The organism is Ohtaekwangia koreensis, from assembly GCF_900167975.1.
In the GTDB taxonomy this organism is placed as follows: Bacteria; Bacteroidota; Bacteroidia; order Cytophagales; family Cyclobacteriaceae; genus Ohtaekwangia; species Ohtaekwangia koreensis.
This window is the reverse complement of the sequence record NZ_FUZU01000002.1, coordinates 1,106,613-1,122,884: the sequence shown is the minus strand read 5'-3', so window position 1 is coordinate 1,122,884 and position 16,272 is coordinate 1,106,613. Positions and strand designations below refer to the sequence as shown.

Genomic DNA, 16,272 nt, shown 5'->3' with positions numbered 1-16,272 from the left:
TTCATAACATCACAATCAGATCATGCATTTACGGGCCTTGGGCAGAATGAAATACAGCTAATCATGCAGGCCCAAAATTGCACTTTACTGTACAGAATCTGGAATGCGATATTGTGATCGCATTCCAATACAGGTTCTATGCAAAGAAAGCGGGATATTTATCAGAAACTATTCACATCAACCCTCTGGCACGATGATGGCCGCCTTGCTCATACTGTAACATTCGCAAAGGCTGAATTGCGAGGATATAGCCAGTATAGTTCACGGGAATACAAGCGACTTATACCAGGGAGTTAGCATGAAATTTCTGTAACTTCTATGGAATAATAGGCTGTACTATCAGAAACGTGATAAAATAGAAGCATATATTTACTTTATATTTCCTAACCATGATGATTAAACGCATGTCAGATTTTCTGAACCGTTTAAGGATACTATCGAGAGTTCTCACGATAGCTATGCTCCTGGTATGTACGCGTGGTTTCGGACAACATGAATTTCGATTCGAATCTATCACCGTTGATGATGGCCTCTCGCAGTCTGCTATAACTTCCATTACACAAGACAAGTTCGGATACCTGTGGGTATCAACATTGGATGGCCTTAACCGTTACGATGGCAAGTCGTTCTATACGTATCGTACGGTAGCTGGTGACAGCAATTCGCTCCTGCAAAATAATGTCGAAAAACTATTCCTTGATCAACACCAGCAACTGTGGGTCTTTTCAGTCGGCTCGCTAAGCCGTTATAGACCTGAAAAGAATGACTTCGTAAATCACACTATACATGTGGGAAATGATAAAACGCAACGCTATATCGTTCGTGAATTCATTCCGGTCTCTGCCGATGAAGCTTTGCTTTGCACACAGCTCGGGATGCTCCGCTTCAACGTTACAACCGGAGCGTTCACCAATGACAAATCGTTCTCCGGGTTAAAGAATCAAAATCTCTTTTCCATTTATATCGCTGCAGACTCTTCACAGGTTGTCATGAACGAACATGATGTATATATACGCATCAGTAAACAAGCAGAATGGAAGCACGTAATGCACCACGATGAATCCCTGCAAGGCAGTTACCAAAAATCAACCGGAAAGTACTATTTACAAAGTCGCGATAGTATATATCAATATGACGCTCGGTCACATAGCATTGAACCGCTTGCCGCGCTTTCACCATCCAGTTCTTTTGAGCGATATAAACAGCGAACCATGCAGCGCACAAATGGAGACGTATGGGTATTGCATGGCAATATTGATATTTTCGACTCAACTTTTCAGCACCGAAAAACACTTTCACCTCTACCTGACAATCCGAATGGCATACCAGACTATCTGTCGTGTGCGTACGAATCGCGAGATGGCGTGGTCTGGATTGGCAGCAACGGTATGGGCCTCGCCAAATACAACCCGCTCCTGTCTATCTTCAAGTATATAGGTAAATTTCCCGGTACACCCGTCAGCTTGTCAAATCAATTTGTAAAGTCGATTTATACTCCTGATGATATACACCTTTATGTAGCAACGCTGGAAGGACTCGATGTTATTAATCTGAATCAGAATATTACGGCACATTACCGGATACCCTCCGTCCAGAAAGAGCAAGTTCAGATCAACAAAATTGTAGGAGATCATAATAACAACATCTGGCTATGCACCACGCATGGGCTAATGCGGTTCGATGGAAAAAAAATTCTACCCAGCCCTGCTGCTGCATTGAACACCCCGGATATATATATTTACGATTGTGAGGTCCAGAATGACAACGCTTTGCTTCTTGCTACCAAAGCCGGAGTGATTCATTGGGATCAAGCGAGAAACCTGTTAACTACCGTTGCAAGAGGTACGATGCTTGTTAAAAAGATAAAAGATATATACTGGATAGAGCAACAGGCCGATATACAACTGTTTCAATCACAGACATCATCGCCTTATCGGGTATATAACAAGAATCCTGACGTGGCATCGAGTTTTCCGAAGGTATGGCCGAAATGTTTTTATGAAGATAAGGAAGGCACGCTCTGGATTGGTACCTGGGGCGCAGGTCTGGTTCGCTTCAATGCAGAGGATGAAACATTTCAACATTTTGACGAAAAGGATGGATTACCCAACAATGTAGTATATGGTATACTGGAAGATGACAAAGGCCACTTTTGGCTGAGCACGAATCGTGGCTTGAGTATATTTGACAAAGCAAAAGGCCGAGCCATCCGAAACTTCTTCCGCCATGATGGTTTACAGGGAGATGAATTCAACACGCGTGCATTCTATAAATCACCTTCCGGCAAAATGTACTTCGGGGGCATCAATGGGCTAACATTTTTTGAGCCTGAGGAAGCGCTGTCTATTGCTTATCCATTGCCTCAAACTATTGTAACCGGTCTGTTTATCAATAGTCAACGTGTAGATATACTTGCCAGCGGACAATCGGTACGGCAGGTACTCAATGATACACGGCTTGTACTTTCATGGAGCGAACGCAACTTTGGTTTTGAAGTAATCGGCCTTGGGTTTACTTCACCAAGCCGCACACAATACAAATTTATACTGGAAGACTTCATGGACGACTGGGCAATGCTCGGGAACCGTAACGACATCACCTTTACGAATATACCTCCCGGAGAATATATACTGCGCGTAAAGTCAAGCAACTCCTTTGGGGAGTGGGAAGAAGACGGCTTACGTATATATATAGTGGTGAAAGGCCCCTTCTGGAAAACACCTGCCTTCATCGGAATACTTGTCTTCCTGGCAACCGGGATCGCGTATGCTATATATTACCTGCGTGTAACGAAATTAAAACGCGAGGCCGCCACGTTAGAAAACATCGTCCATCAACGCACCCGTGAACTCCAATTACGGAATGAAGAAGTCGCTGCTCAGAATGAAGAGATTCTCATGCAGAATGAAGAATTGAAAACACAGTCCGAATCCATTGACTTTCGTAACCAGGAGCTGCTGCAAATTCGAAACTCGTTGGAAGAGCGTGTGGTAGAGCGTACACTGGACCTGCAAAAATTAAATAAAGAACTGGTAGATCAAAACACGCAGCTTGAGCAATTTACATTTATCACTGCGCATAACATTCGCGGACCACTCGCCCGGATCAAAGGATTGATCCATTTGATGGACACCGACAATCAGGAACAGATAACAGAATACTTAAAGACCAGTGTCTCCAACCTGGATGATGTAATCAACGACCTGAACCAAGTGCTTACCATCCGTAAGGGAGCCGGTATACCTTTTGAACTGGTGAGTCTGCACGAACAGTTTGACCTGGCACTCGATACACTGAAAGAAGATATAGCAGCAGCATCCGCTACTGTACAACACGAAGGCATTGATGATGCTTTAATCTACGGACTAAAACCGTATGCATATAGTATATTTTACAACCTCATTCATAACGCCCTTAAATATAGAAGTACCAGGCGCCCGTTGCTGATCCGTTGTAAGTGTTTGATACAGGATGACAAAGTACGTATTACGGTATCGGATAACGGCATCGGAATCGATATGCAATATGCGCGCGACAAGATTTTCAATCTCTATCAACGTTTTCATGCTAACACTGCTGGTAAAGGATTCGGGTTATACCTTGTAAAAACGCAGGTAGAAGTAATGGGCGGAACTATTACTGCCGATAGTATACCTGACAAAGGAACCACCTTTATAATAACCTTTCCGCTTAAGGGCGAGTAAAAAATATAGCATACATACTAAAGATTCTGTTTAAAGATTATGGTCCATCGCCAACAGTAAACCTTGCAGATCCTGGTTAACAGAACGTATCGTGGACTGAAGCTGATTGAGCATGTTGCTTCGGGTATGCAAATCATCGGCAGTATATATACCACCGCCATGAAACAACAACTTTACTTTTGCGCTGTCGACATGATTGTTGAATTGAAATTCAGTCCAACGCTTTTTAATACTTTCGACTAAGGTTACATCCTTGTTGTTCGTGAAATTCCGGTTCGTTAATATATACCATACCGAAGGCGGATATACCCTTGAGTGTTGAGGTGTAAACCAAATATCCTCCAGTAAATTTCTGGTATGTTCATAGTTGACTTTCTTTCCCGCAGGGTTAATGGTTGTGGCGCCCAGACCAGCCGTAAGCAAGCCACCGGCAATGCTAATTGTATTTTGCGCATTACCATTATGAGCCACCACAATAGCTACCGTTGTAACAGATCCCAATATGATTGAACCGATGGTAAGCCGCGTATTCCGTTTTCTATTCAGATCATCCAGGTATGATGCAAGCTGGTCACACCGCTCTCCCTGACAATCCAGTTCTGCTGCTACACCATCGAGCTCCGTTCGGAACAACGTGATCCGTTGTTGTATTTCATTTTTAATTTCAACCATCCGAATGCGTCCGCGTAAGGATGTATCGCGCTTGCAATCCATCGCCCCGTATAGGAGCTTTAGCGTACCGGTGCCGTTCGCCATTAAAATAAAATGCGTGGAAAAATACTGCTTCAACAACGTGTCTTGTGCAAGGAGCGAATCTGTATTGGCCACCGGAAAATTGGAAGCGCTATAACTATTTACAGAAGTTGGAGCACAGTAATCCTGATGAAGATTAAATTGAGTGGCTGAAATTATACCGGCTGTTTTGCAGGACACCATCAGTACCACAGCTATACTATATACCAAAACACTCAACCCCTTATTCATCATGAGCACGAAAGTACTCATAATCTCCTACTGAAAAACAATTTGATCGATCTTTCATACGTCCATTAGGGTATAAGCACATCGACAGCAAACGAAATTAAATTTTGTAAACGACCAGACTGCAATCTGTGAAAAATTTCTAAAAACATTTGTCATAAATACTTGCCTGAAGCAAGTATTACAAACTATCTTTGCTTTCATGGCAAAAGAAGTTGTTGAAAAGATCCGGGAATTCAATCGGTTTTATACTTCTGTTATAGGGGTTACCAATAACCACATATTGGAAAGTAATTATTCGCTTACAGAAGTGCGCGTAATGCATGAAGCGAGCAACAACCCTGGTATAACAGCAAGGCAATTAAAAGCGCTTCTCCAGATGGACGAAGGATACCTGAGCAGACTCATTGCTAAACTGGTAAAGCAAAAGATACTTCTGAAAAAGCAGTCCAGGGAAGACAAGCGGATTTTTTCACTCGAGTTGTCAGAGAAAGGGAAGCAAATGTATACCGAATTTAATAAACGCTCCAACGACTCAGTCGCAGCGCTGATTCAACACTTGGGCAACAACGATCAAATTGAACTTGTTAAACTTCTGAACAGTGTTAAAACATTACTCACGAAAAACAAATAGCATGAATGTATTTTGCGTTGTCTGCGCTAACCTGCCAGTTCAACAGAAAATTTCTCCCGCAGATTTTCACAGATTGACGCAGACTTTAATTCTCATTTAAATCTATAGCATAATGTATTTTGTATTATCAGCGTTAATCTGCGAGTTCAGCGGGAAATACTCCCGCAGAGTTCACAGATTGACGCAGACTTTAATTTTAATTAGATCTATAGTATAAATGTATTTTGCATTATCTGCGCTAACCTGCCAGTTCAACAGAAAATTTCTCCCGCAGAGTTCACAGATTGACGCAGACTTTAATTCTCATTTAAATCTATAGCATAATGTATTTTGCATTATCTGCGCTAATCTGCGAGTTCAGCGGGAAAATACTCCCGCAGATTTCACAGATTGACGCAGACTTTAATTTTCATTAAATCTATAGCATAATGTATTTTGTATTATCTGCGTTAATCTGCGAGTTCAGCGGGGAAATACTCCCGCAGAGTTCACAGATTGACGCAGACTTTAATTCTCATTTAAATATATAGCATAAATGTATTTTGCATTATCTGCGCTAATCTGCGAGTTCAGCGGGGAAATACTCCCGCAGAGTTCACAGATTGACGCAGACTTTAATTCTCATTTAAATATATAGCATAAATGTATTTTGCATTATCTGCGCTAATCTGCGAGTTCAGCGGGGAAATACTCCCGCAGAGTTCACAGATTGACGCAGACTTACATCTATACTTTAGAGATCAGTGCTATCGCCTTTGCTCAAAATCAAATATATGATCATGTCAGAATCATTACTTCATAGTGATATTACGCTTCGCGTAGCCAATACAAAAAAAGAGTTTGACGATGGACGAGCGCTCTTTCATCAATATGCGAATTCGCTTGACCTTGACTTGAGCTTTCAGAATTTTGCGAAAGAACTTGAAACCATTGAAGAACAATATAGCGCTCCTACCGGTGCGTTGTTGCTTGCCTATAAAAATGAATTACCCGTTGCCTGTGCCGGAGTACGAAAAATAGATACATCTATAGCAGAACTTAAACGCATGTATGTGCACCCGGACTATAGGCAATACAAGATCGGGAAGAAATTATTGGAGCTGGCACTGGACCGTGCACGCGAATTAGATTATCACTATATTCGTCTTGATACGCTGCCTACTATGACGCCTGCATTGAATCTTTATCGTGCATTTGGTTTTTATGAAATACCAGCGTACAGATTTAACCCCGTTAGCGGAGCGGTGTATATGGAGAAGAAGCTGATAAAATAAAAACGAATTGTGAATATAAAGACAACGGGTATCGTGCTGGCTGTAAGTATAACTTGCTTTACCCTGGCATATATTGTCGTAACAATCAAGAACAAAGTTTCCGAAAAATTTGCGCTTGTTGATAGTGTGATGATGTCTGATACGCTTAAAACTATACTTCGCCATAGTTCACACGCAATAAAAAAATCGATGCTTTTAACGAACCCTGAAAGCCATTATGTAGGTGTACAGCAGACTGATAGTATGAATTTTGTATGCAACCTCGATATCTATACAATAGACTCCACATCCTTTCACTATACCTTAAACTTCCAGAATGAATCGGAGAATTTCAAAACGATTGAAGGCATTGCTCAGTATAAATCGGCATCCGACAAAAACTACATTATGCTAAATGCACAATCTGATGTATACATTCCTGCGGACATATTCATAGATCGTAACCATACATTGACCATCGAGATTTCGCGAACTAATCACCTGGCCGGAACGATTGCAAGGGTTAGAAAAACAGACGGTGCCTCAAATAAAGCACTGACACCCACTATGTTTTACAAATAAATCCCAATATACCTCCTCTCAGTTTGTATATAGGCTCGTACACATAACCCTCGGCTGGAAGTAATTTGTCGCAAATACCCCCTCAAACTGGCGGACCCAGACGATTAAAATCTTAATACGTCATTCTAATTTTACAACAAGATTTAATAGCTTTATTCTATGCCGACCGCAAAACATGTAGTAACATTTTTTTGCAGTATATAGATCACGCCATTACCACGAATATAGTATCATGCGAATTATTTCGGACAACAGATAAAAACGAAATGTATATTTGACAAACTAAATAAGCCTATGAAAAACAAAATTCTATTTGTGATAAGCCTGCTTTTCGGGCTGATGTTTATTAACGCTGGACTGAATAAGTTCTTCAACTACATGCCGGTACCCGAAGACATGCCAGAAGACCTGGTGAGATTAATGAAAGCTTTTATGGAGATAAGCTGGCTTATGCCTTTGGTAGGTGCGATTGAAGTTATTGGTGGCGTACTCTTTATTCCACCAAAGACGAGAGCCCTGGGTGCCATTGTTATTCTCCCGGTGATGGTCGGTATACTTCTGACCAATATATTCGTTGTGCCATCAGGCTTGCCTATAGCACTTGCGTTATTCCTTATTAACGTGTGGGTGTTATTCGAAAATCGCGAAAAGTATTTGCCAATGATACGGTAATATAGACTATAAATTTACCTCTTATATTTGCAGGGTTCTTTATCGAAGAGCCCTGCATTTTTTTTGCTTCAACCTTGTCCTTTTTTATCTCTATGGCAATACAAACCGAACGTAAACTATTAAAACGATCCGTAGCCATGATGATCGACTACGCGATATTAATGGTTTTCATTATCTGGTTCATGGCAACTTATGGCGTTCCCACGGAAGATGGGTATGCCGTTAGTGGTATAAAAGGAATCGTGATACCTGTTGTATGGTTCGCATACTTTCCGATAACAGAATGGATTGCCGGAAAAACGCTCGGTAAATTAATACTAGGACTAAGCGTTGTTACCGAGTATGGTGGTCGCATTTCATTTACGCAAGCTCTCAAAAGACATATACTTGATATGATAGATATAGGCATCGTTGGTATAATTGCCATTGCCAACACTCCCAGGCATCAACGCCTGGGCGATCTTTGGGCCAAGACTTTGGTCATCGGAGGCGATAACTTTCGATGCAGAAGCTGCTACCAGGAAGTTACACTATCAAACGATGAAATTCTTAAAGGAGAATTTGAATGTCCTATATGTCATGCAGCCAATAAGACGCAAATAATGTAAGTATATATTAACAACCCATCAGTCTCGCCTTCGGGACTTTTAACTCATCCGTCACCATCAGAGTCTCCGGTCTCCGGGACTCTGATGCTACGCGCCATGCACGAATAAATTACGGCCAAGTCTTTTCTAGAAGGTAATATACTATACATTCATTTCGAGTAAGCAAAGTAATTTTTCGGTTTGCTTTTGTATTTAGATTTCAAGGATACGTGTACGGCACCAACATCAGAGTCCCGGAGGCCGGTGACTCTGATGGGGACAAATTTGAATGCCCTATATGTCATGCAGCCAATAAGACGCAAATAATGTAAGTATATATTAACGACTCATCAGTCTTCCCCCTGGGCTTTTAACTCACTACCAGCTTTTAACTCATTTCCTGCTTTTATCTTTTACAACTCCATCTATCTTCGTTATGCTGGTATATACTTCTGAGAAAGATTTGTTCTTATGCTGGAGCCATAGTGTTGAATATTTCATTTCAATCCCTTTCAGTAATTGTACCACGAGTTTTTTATCATCATCGGCAAGGTCGTACGTCATCATACGGGCATTCTTTACCATCTGCTGGTAACATTGGTCTGCGGTTCGTTCTCCCTTCGGAGTTAACTCTACGCGCTTTGAGCGTTTGTCATTTTTATCTATATACTCCTTTATCAGGCCTCGCTTCTGTAAACGTCTCAGCATATCTGTTCCACTTGATAACTCGTATAGGTTGTCGTAGATCACATCAGTTTTACGTGGATTTTTATTTTGACGTATAGTCATCAGCATTCCAAATTCTTCAATCTGGTTCACCTCGGTGTCTTTAAAAGCCATATTTACATAAAACATATTCAGTTTACTGATGCGTCCGATTATTTTCATCAGCAGGCCATCCGTAAAATCAGGAACAACACCGCCTACCAGTGCTCCCTTTATTTTCTTCTCACTTTGATGGGCGAGAAAGTATCGGCAAAAGTCAGCGATGCCTCCTTCGGGATGGTTGCTCTCAAATTTTGCCCATTCGTTCACTAATTCAACAGTCTTGTTCATCGTTTATAATTACTTCGGTTTCGTAACAAATTTATAACTTTTATTACCATATCATAGTATATAGTTAAGACAGGTCAATACATTTGAATCATTAACAAAGCAAACTATGGAGACATCGAAACAAAAAACTATTTATTGGGTGGCGAAAGGGTTTATAAGTTTTTTCATGCTGTTCAGTGCTTATTTCTCATACTCGCATCCGGATGATTTAAGAATGCTGGGGTTCCCGGATTATTTCAGAATAGAATTAGTGATAGCAAAAGTGATTGGTGCTATACTCTTGCTTATACCGCAGGTATCGCTGCGTATAAGAGAATGGATCTACGCGGGCTTTATGATCACCATGGTCTCGGCGATGATCGCGCATATATGCAGTCACGATCCGATCGGCAAAGTGCTATTCGTTGCCATTGATTTTATACTCATTGTAACCTGTATACAGATAGTATATAAATACGAGCACCGTCAGGTATCCAAAATACTTTAAAACTATAGGTGATTATCCGGGCTATCGATATACTATAGCGCTGGTTGTTCACGTAATAGGAATAACATTGGCCGCAGGGACAACTGTTTTTATTTCATGATTATGTTTTTCCATCAGAGTCACCGGGGCTCCGGGGCTCTGATGGGATGAAACGGCATTAGCGCCTTTTCATTTTCTGCAATGTTGCGTGAGGTTGTGCAGTATGGTTTCAAGTGTGATGGTGCGATCGGATAAATGGGCGTTGAACATTTCGAGTAGCGAGGCTATAGATTCCATTTTCCACGAATCACCTTCTGTTTTAAATTCCAATTTGTTTAAATAAGCGTTGAGATTTTCAAGCGTTAACGGTTTATTTACTTCGTCTTTTAACACTGCAAGAAATTCAGCTATATCTGTGAGGTCCGTTATTGGCCAGTCGTTTATGGCGCGGACTAGCAATTCTGCGCACACTCTAAATTCACTATCGTCCTGTGTTGTGTCAAGCCACGTTGTGAGTTCCGTGTAGCTTACGATTTCATCTTCCTTCATTGTGAGGTTTTAATAGAAATTGCAAAGATATAGTATAACGCGAGGGACTTTGCGAAAAGTTTCTATTTCTCTACAACCTTAACACCTGTCCTCATAAATCGCATTGCTATTTCGCGGACGATTTTCAGACGCTCTTCGTGTACATTCTCGATGTGCCCTGGAGGATAGTCGAGCCAGCGGTTGTGTTGCCGGTATATTTCTTGTCCTTCTTTCAGGTCTGTAGCAAGTCTGTTCTGAGAAGGAACAAAGATGGCTGTAATGGCGCGACCATTTTTCTGTAACATCGTGTGGATGGTCATGAAGTCGGTATAGTTGTAGCCCGCGGAACCAACCAATATACCTATACTTCCGTCGGACTGGAGTATTCCTTCTGCAATAAATGAGAGACGTTGATGGCTTGTGTGCTTGAGTATGTCGTATGAATATTTACCTAGTAAATCAGCACTGTTGATCTTGTAAACATCGGTGAGATAGTCGAAACAAGGTTCGTTAACATTGAGATTAAATGTTAAGAAAATATCGTTCATTATATTGAATTCGGTCGCGTGAGTCGTTTACAAACATATATAATAAATGGGGCTTTATGAATTACATTTGTTTGTTCAAAGCATCAGAGTTCAGGAGGCCGGTGACTCTGAGATAAACAATAGAATAAATGAAGTACAAATTGAGCAGAACATGTAAAGACTGCAAAAATGTAGATGTCTTTGAGTTAACAAAATTGCAAGCTGCTTTCTCGCACACCGATGACATTGACAAGTTCTGGAATGTGAATTGTTCCGTATGTGGCTCCACGAACTGTAAAATGATAAACAAAGAGTCCGTAAAAATAGACGAGGAGCTTCTGAATCTGTGGGGAATGGATTCTAACTTGTCGTTCGCGACACAAGATGAGGACATTATTCTTGCCGATGTAGCATACTTTGATATAATCCTAAACTCGATCGATGATGACAGGTTCCTGGATAAAAAGATCGACCTACTAACGAGTGCATTGTGTATTTTATTATTCGACAATATAGTGTCCCCAGAAGAATATACATCAAGCGAAAATCAGCAACGCCAAAGAATTGCCGCGCTGGTCGTCAAGGCATTGTCAAAGAGAAAATCTTCAATTATCAGAGCACAGTATCTAATCAGCGACTACGTTAAAAAACTTGTATTTCCCAAACTTAATATATAGTCAAAAGCCAATGGAACGATTAGTCCCGGAGGCTGGCGACTCTGATGGGGATGAAAATGGCACATACATTTTGTTAGAGGGAGTTTAAGACTCACTCTTTCTATTCCAAATTCTTGTCACGTTGTCCGCCTGTGTATTGGTCATTTGCTGTGACTTGATCAATGTCCTAACTCCGTGTATCATAATCATCGAAGCTTTTCCCGTTTCAATAAAATATTTCAGGTCACCTCCATCGTCCATTTGAACGAGTCCGAACGTAAAGGTGTCTCCTTTATGTCCCTTAAAGTCTCCATAAAGTTTGTCAGTCGCCCTGTCCAAATCACCACTATTTTCGATTCCCTTCTCTTTTGTTATCAGTCGTTGAGTTGTCACAATACTATAGTTGTCATAGTCAATAACTGTCGAGCAAATTACCAGTTCATCTTCTGTCAGGGAAAGTTGCAGTCCAGAATAAGAGTCTTGAAAGTCTGAATTCGATTCATAAAATTTTGTCCACTTAAAGTCGTACGGCTTCATAGTACTTCGCTTGATTGAAGCTATACAAATATTATGTTTTGATTTGTCTGACTTTGTCATTTTAAATTACCGCTAACGTTTGTGTTTCTGCAGTGGTGCCTTTCCGAAGCCGCGTCCTATCCCACGAAACGAAAACGTTGAACGAAGATAAAACTTTAAACCAACTCGTCACGGCACCATTGCAGAAACATACTGTTAGCTGCAGTTTATCGCCCCAGTCTATACTTAGTTAAACTCTAAAAATCCTCCATGTGTCCACCAAGGTCAGTATAAACAGAATGTAAGTCATAGGATATTTGAACGAAGAGTTCTGGGAATACCCATTCGTCACAGTCGTTAATGCTTTTCTTTCCCTTTATTTCATCCAATCCTTGACTAATTCCATCAGTAAAGTCTGAAAAAGAGTTTGAAGCCTTCAGTAATACTTGCTCAATTTCTTGAATTGTCGGTGTAAAAGTTAATTGGTGAGCAAACTTGTTTCTCATTTGGTTGATTAATAATAAAGTATCACGTTGTCCATCGTTAATATGTCCAAGGCCATATACAAGTTGAATTAGTCTATTATGATTTAAGCCGTCAGCTAAGTCTAAGAGTTTAGGTTGCCCGATTTCTACTATTTTAACTAATAAGAATTCAACTACGAGATGTCCTTTAATAAAACCGGATAACAAGCTGTCTCCAGAAACTGTAGCTTCATAAAGTTCACTGAAATTATTGACCTTCTTTTTAGCTGTCATACGTCATTGAATAAATTGCAAAACAAAAATTGTTTGCTGCTGTGTCCACTACTTGTTATTCTTTATTGAAACTAATTTTATAAATCCTGTTTCCCCCTTTTTATTTGTAATGGTCCCGTCTTCAAATTGTCGAATGAGTCGCTTTGCCGCATCTTCAAAGTCATCAAAGAAGTCCTCAAGGACAAGAACTAACTCACCTGTCTGGTCTTAATTGATGAACGAATGGACATCTAAAGTCCTCAAAGAAATATATGCTCGAGCCTTTCTTAGCAAACTTCAAATATTTCTTGTCAAATAGTTTTTTAAAGCTTCATTAAATCTATTCTCCGATTCTTTGTCTTTGTCAAATGGATGATGGTCTAAGCAAGCCCCTAAATATTCAATCCCAATAGCAAGATTTAGAAATTTAATATAAGCTGAGCCATTGTGATTGTAAATTATAGATTTCAGCTCCCCAAGAAGTATACTCCTAATCGTCTCAATTAGTGTTACGTTCTTTACTTTATTCTCTTGCTCGTCCTTATGATTTACGTTGTCGTCCATAGTCCAAGTTGTCCAGCAGAAATTGCAGCTAACGCTCGTGTATAAGAAGTGGCCGGCAAAGGAGCCAAAGTTAAATGACGAAGGAATGACTTTGGCGACCTACCGCAAAACTATCCCCTACAACCGCGTGTGCTAGAAAGATAATACTTTTAACCTACACCGCGCCAGGCCATTTTTTATACACATTGTTGTAAGCAGTGCCCTTGTCCTCACTTTTTTATTACTGCTCCAATCGGGTTTGAATTAATTAAGTCTAAAGCATGTCTAATCCCATACGTGATTATTATTCCTGTATTATACTGAACAGTCGCGTCTGTTTTTTTTGTACCAATGTAAACAGGTTGCTCAACAAATTTATATCCACTTATGACAGAAGTCACTTTAAAATCGTAAGGAGGATTTGCGGAATAAACAACAGGTCCTCCTGAAAAGCCAGGAACATTATGTCCGTCCAAGAAATTTCTATGTTCTCCATTGGGTCCATCCTCTACACAGGAGACTATTGCTTTCCTGACAAATGGGATTGGTCGTCCTATGAAAGCAGTCTTACTGTCTCCCCAAGAGCCATATGGGTATCCAACAAAGTAAACATCTTGTCCATATAGAATTGCTTGATCTGGAATCAGTTTTAGATCTGGGTTTGATGCTATTCCATCAAGTGTCAATACTGAAATGTCAATCTCTCCAGAGGCATGTCCCACCAATGTTCCACCCAAGTTATTCCATTTACCCTCGAACATCAATTGTAATGGTGTACCGTCGCTAAGATTGATGGCAAAGTGTTTTGCTGTCACGATGTACTGTCTATTGTCAACATCAATAGCGAATCCTGTAGCCGTTGAGTCCCCTATTTTCAAACAATAAACTCTACCTAAGACGTCACTTGGAATCATACAGTAAATTTATTTGGGCATTGCTTACAACATTCTAATATAAGAATATCATTGCCTATATAAGAGTTTGTAAACGGATATATTTGTCTTTGTAAACATTTATATAGAACAAAATCAACGATCAATCTATTAATCTCAGTTTTCGTTAACCCGTTGCTTTCTTAATCTAAGGCAACAAAAAAATACCCCAAGTAACTTGGTAAAAAAGAGTCATTTGCATACTCAATGCTTACAATTCCATCATCTATACTATCACAACTTAAGCTTTTACTTAACAGCAAGCTAAAATATGTAAGATATAGCATTGAAATTATGTAGATTAAATAGGATACACCTTTAGGGATACATATTACAAATGGCGAGCAAATGTTTATAGCTATACCCGACTTTATAAAATATACTACGACAATAAGGGCTGTCGAATTGAAAGCCAAGAATAGTCGAAATAAAAAATTCAACATCTATATAAGATTTGTTATAGTTATATCAAACGACTCCAAATTTCGATACTATAATCAATTTACATCGACTACGAAGTTGTTTTGTCAAATCGATATAGATGATGCACCAATGGGCTCCACCGCTATAAATCCTGTGATCTTAGAGAATTTCATCTTATGAATAAAATTGCGAAGGCAATCCGATGGATCGAGTGTTTCAAAATTTAATTTCACTAATGTTTCTGGAGGGATTGCTGCCGAAATAATCACTTGATCTTCTATCTGTCCAGTTGCTGTATTCAGAAGCGCAGCTTTAGCATTTACGATTACAAACTTCACAGGCAAATATGCTAATATCTCCCGACCAACTCTTAGGATACAACTACACACATGGTCCTGGTACAACTCATTAAATTTGGATATCGGCATGTTCTTCTTTGACAACTTGCCTGTACCTGTTTGAGTAAGTATATAATTAGGAATTACCTCATCATTTTTAACGAATAGGTCAACAGTAACATGGTCGCTTGTTAGACTCAATTCTAATTTTGACCCTAACTCACTTATATCGTTAAGAGGCTTAAAGAAATCAAGAGCCCTGGTATAACCAGCCGGTATCTTTGCCAATACGTCCTTGGAAATTTCCTGCATTATCTTCCATTCATTATACTTGTCTGCTGCTGACTGATATTTCTTTTCGTCCATCCCCTTCGCATACTCAACAGCATCGCGATACTTCTTAACTTTATCCTTTGCTAAGCCAAAAAGGCGATCGAATAGACTAGGCTGAAAACTTGCCAATATTAATGTTGCTTCATCTTCATTCTTCGAGTTCCTAATAGGTTGAGGTGGTGGTGGCTCGTTCATAATCGAGTCCCAATCAATATAGTCAGAACAATCCTTGTGCACAGATTGAAGTACTTCGATATAGTCTTCGTATTGCGCAACAGCATCAGTCACATCATTGATTTCCCGTGCCTTTGCTTGTAGTCTATAAAACTTCGCTGCTTCGCGCATCCTACGTTGCTGATCTCTTTCAGCACTTCTTACGGCAGCTCCATATGAACGTATAAAACCTTTAACAGTCATTATATATATGTTTACAAGAATTAGTCAAACTGTTCTAAAAAGTATTAATCCCCACAATCTTTAACACTAGTATCAAAATAAATCGTCAAAATTCTGTACGTAGAAGTTAGGGGTTATGTAGACAATACTAACCAGCGCACAATAACGTTAACAACATTATTTTCCGAAGGCTATATTCTGGCTTCCGAAAGCTTTGTTTTTATTTCCGAAAGGTATCGTGAGCAAAGTATAGTTCTACTCCTTTACCAATTCGAACCATTCACCATGCTAAAATTCAATTGTAAATTCTTTCAACATTTGGATGTTAGTAAAAAACAAAAAGCCCATCGTGCTATGCTCCTTTGAGGAACATAGCATGATGGGCTCTTAGTAAATGTAAGATAACTT

Annotated in this window: 16 protein-coding genes; 8 read left to right on the top strand and 8 right to left on the bottom strand. The window is 39.9% G+C overall.

Annotation, left to right across the window (positions count from 1 at the left end):
• Positions 1-389 precede the first annotated feature (389 nt).
• On the top strand, positions 390-3,704 hold the full coding sequence (locus tag B5Y40_RS17865; protein WP_079688141.1) for a sensor histidine kinase: 3,315 nt from the start codon (positions 390-392) through the stop codon (positions 3,702-3,704).
• A 30-nt stretch (positions 3,705-3,734) separates the two neighbouring features.
• Here B5Y40_RS17865 and B5Y40_RS17860 read toward each other — a convergent pair whose 3' ends face one another.
• Positions 3,735-4,709 (bottom strand): AAA family ATPase, encoded by a 975-nt coding sequence (locus tag B5Y40_RS17860; protein WP_079688140.1) that lies wholly within the window; start codon positions 4,707-4,709, stop codon positions 3,735-3,737.
• A gap of 178 nt (positions 4,710-4,887) precedes the next feature.
• Between B5Y40_RS17860 and B5Y40_RS17855 the strand changes: the two genes are divergently transcribed.
• From B5Y40_RS17855 to B5Y40_RS17835, 5 genes are all read left to right on the top strand, one after another.
• Positions 4,888-5,319: a MarR family winged helix-turn-helix transcriptional regulator gene (locus B5Y40_RS17855; protein WP_079688139.1), complete on the top strand. Its 432-nt coding sequence runs from the start codon at positions 4,888-4,890 to the stop codon at positions 5,317-5,319.
• Positions 5,320-6,098: 779 nt separating this feature from the next.
• On the top strand, positions 6,099-6,593 hold the full coding sequence (locus tag B5Y40_RS17850) for a GNAT family N-acetyltransferase (RefSeq protein ID WP_079688138.1): 495 nt from the start codon (positions 6,099-6,101) through the stop codon (positions 6,591-6,593).
• Between the two features lie 9 nt (positions 6,594-6,602).
• Positions 6,603-7,154, top strand: coding sequence for a hypothetical protein (locus B5Y40_RS17845; RefSeq protein WP_079688137.1), 552 nt, complete (start codon positions 6,603-6,605; stop codon positions 7,152-7,154).
• Positions 7,155-7,448: 294 nt separating this feature from the next.
• Positions 7,449-7,826: a MauE/DoxX family redox-associated membrane protein gene (locus tag B5Y40_RS17840; RefSeq protein ID WP_079688136.1), complete on the top strand. Its 378-nt coding sequence runs from the start codon at positions 7,449-7,451 to the stop codon at positions 7,824-7,826.
• 92 nt (positions 7,827-7,918) lie between these two features.
• Positions 7,919-8,434 carry an RDD family protein gene (locus tag B5Y40_RS17835; protein WP_079688135.1) on the top strand — a complete coding sequence of 172 codons (516 nt, stop codon included), beginning with the start codon at positions 7,919-7,921 and terminating at the stop codon, positions 8,432-8,434.
• 372 nt (positions 8,435-8,806) lie between these two features.
• Here B5Y40_RS17835 and B5Y40_RS17830 read toward each other — a convergent pair whose 3' ends face one another.
• Positions 8,807-9,469 (bottom strand): MarR family winged helix-turn-helix transcriptional regulator, encoded by a 663-nt coding sequence (locus B5Y40_RS17830; RefSeq protein WP_079688134.1) that lies wholly within the window; start codon positions 9,467-9,469, stop codon positions 8,807-8,809.
• Positions 9,470-9,575: 106 nt separating this feature from the next.
• Here B5Y40_RS17830 and B5Y40_RS17825 point away from each other — a divergent pair, with 106 nt between their 5' ends.
• Positions 9,576-9,956 (top strand): DoxX family protein, encoded by a 381-nt coding sequence (locus tag B5Y40_RS17825; RefSeq protein WP_079688133.1) that lies wholly within the window; start codon positions 9,576-9,578, stop codon positions 9,954-9,956.
• Positions 9,957-10,124: 168 nt separating this feature from the next.
• On the opposite strand, the gene B5Y40_RS17820 is transcribed toward B5Y40_RS17825, so the two are convergent.
• Together B5Y40_RS17820 and B5Y40_RS17815 are read right to left on the bottom strand one after the other, a co-directional pair.
• On the bottom strand, positions 10,125-10,484 hold the full coding sequence (locus tag B5Y40_RS17820) for a hypothetical protein (protein WP_079688132.1): 360 nt from the start codon (positions 10,482-10,484) through the stop codon (positions 10,125-10,127).
• Between the two features lie 62 nt (positions 10,485-10,546).
• Entirely contained in the window at positions 10,547-11,011 is a 465-nt protein-coding gene (locus B5Y40_RS17815; RefSeq protein ID WP_079688131.1) for a hypothetical protein, read from the bottom strand.
• Between the two features lie 128 nt (positions 11,012-11,139).
• Here B5Y40_RS17815 and B5Y40_RS17810 point away from each other — a divergent pair, with 128 nt between their 5' ends.
• Positions 11,140-11,667 carry a hypothetical protein gene (locus tag B5Y40_RS17810; RefSeq protein WP_079688130.1) on the top strand — a complete coding sequence of 176 codons (528 nt, stop codon included), beginning with the start codon at positions 11,140-11,142 and terminating at the stop codon, positions 11,665-11,667.
• Positions 11,668-11,751: 84 nt separating this feature from the next.
• On the opposite strand, the gene B5Y40_RS17805 is transcribed toward B5Y40_RS17810, so the two are convergent.
• The 4 genes from B5Y40_RS17805 to B5Y40_RS17785 all read right to left on the bottom strand — a co-directional run bounded on the left by B5Y40_RS17805 (position 11,752) and on the right by B5Y40_RS17785 (position 15,885).
• The gene (locus tag B5Y40_RS17805) at positions 11,752-12,183 is read right to left on the bottom strand and encodes a hypothetical protein (RefSeq protein WP_079688129.1); all 432 of its coding nucleotides are present in this window, start codon (positions 12,181-12,183) and stop codon (positions 11,752-11,754) included.
• A gap of 236 nt (positions 12,184-12,419) precedes the next feature.
• Complete coding sequence (locus B5Y40_RS17800; RefSeq protein ID WP_079688128.1) at positions 12,420-12,920, bottom strand: hypothetical protein; 501 nt, start codon at positions 12,918-12,920, stop codon at positions 12,420-12,422.
• Between the two features lie 752 nt (positions 12,921-13,672).
• Positions 13,673-14,356, bottom strand: a complete 684-nt coding sequence (locus B5Y40_RS17790; protein WP_079688126.1) for a S1 family peptidase — start codon at positions 14,354-14,356, stop codon at positions 13,673-13,675.
• Positions 14,357-14,901: 545 nt separating this feature from the next.
• Positions 14,902-15,885: a hypothetical protein gene (locus B5Y40_RS17785; protein ID WP_079688125.1), complete on the bottom strand. Its 984-nt coding sequence runs from the start codon at positions 15,883-15,885 to the stop codon at positions 14,902-14,904.
• Positions 15,886-16,272: the final 387 nt, after the last annotated feature.